Origin of the sequence: Bradyrhizobium sp. 31Argb (assembly GCF_043638955.1) — a bacterium.
GTDB lineage: Bacteria > Pseudomonadota > Alphaproteobacteria > Rhizobiales > Xanthobacteraceae > Bradyrhizobium.
Window position 1 is genome coordinate 1 of the sequence record NZ_JBEGDB010000647.1, and the last position, 888, is coordinate 888.

Sequence of the window (888 nt, forward strand, 5' to 3'; positions counted from 1 at the left end):
TCGTCGAAGCAGACCAGGGGCCGCTCGGGATCCGGCGCTTCAGCATAGAGATCGAGCACGTCCTCCATGCGGGCGACATATTCGCCGTCGACACGGGGAATGCACCACATGTCCCTGCGCCACGGCTTGAGGTCGTTGTCGGCCAGCCGGCGGCGCACGGTCTCGCCCGACAGGCTTTCGTGATCGGTGAGCTTGACCATCGCGTCGGCCAGCAGCGTCAGCGTCCAGCGTTTGCGTCCGGTGGGCGGCTTGGCGCATGCCGTCGCCACCAGCAAGGCCTCTTCCTTGCCTGTCAGCTTGCGTTCCGCGCCCGGACGCGGTTCCTCGCTCAAGGCCCGCTCCAGATTGCCTTCCACGAAGCGGCGCTTGGTCCGGCCGACGGTGGAAAGGCTGACCCGGACGGTTCGGACAATCTCTGCGTCGCAGCTGCCGGCATCGGCCGCCAGCAAAATCTGCGCCCGTTTGAGTTTGCGGGCGGCATGTTTGCCGCCGCCGAGCATCGCCGTCAGTTCGTCCCGCTCGGCTTGGCTCAATTCGACCCGATAACGTATGTTCATGCTTCGCCTCCTTGTCGGAGGCCGGGACGAATCCAGCGATGAGTCAAAAATCAGGCGCGAACTTGACCGAGAGGCAGGGTCACTATCTCGCTTTCATCCATACCTATTCGTACATGTTCGGACAGCCGCCCGCCGAGGCCGACATCCAGCGCCATTTCCGCGTCAGCCCGCCGTCAGTCCACCAGATGATCGTCACCCTCGAACGGAACGGCTTCATTCGCCGCCAGCCCGGCGTCGCACGAAGCATCGAGATCCTCTTGCCACCCGAAAACTTGCCCATCCTCGAATGGCTCGGTATCAAAACGTCAAAATCACTGCGATGAACAACTAG

General features: G+C 62.8%; 2 protein-coding genes. One reads left to right on the forward strand and one right to left on the reverse strand.

Annotated features, from left to right (window positions below):
- The coding region (locus AAFX91_RS42055) for an IS630 family transposase (RefSeq protein WP_394570396.1) at positions 1-557 on the reverse strand (557 nt) is incomplete at its 3' end.
- Positions 558-595: 38 nt separating this feature from the next.
- Between AAFX91_RS42055 and AAFX91_RS42060 the strand changes: the two genes are divergently transcribed.
- Complete coding sequence (locus AAFX91_RS42060) at positions 596-880, forward strand: LexA family protein (RefSeq protein ID WP_394570397.1); 285 nt, start codon at positions 596-598, stop codon at positions 878-880.
- Positions 881-888: the final 8 nt, after the last annotated feature.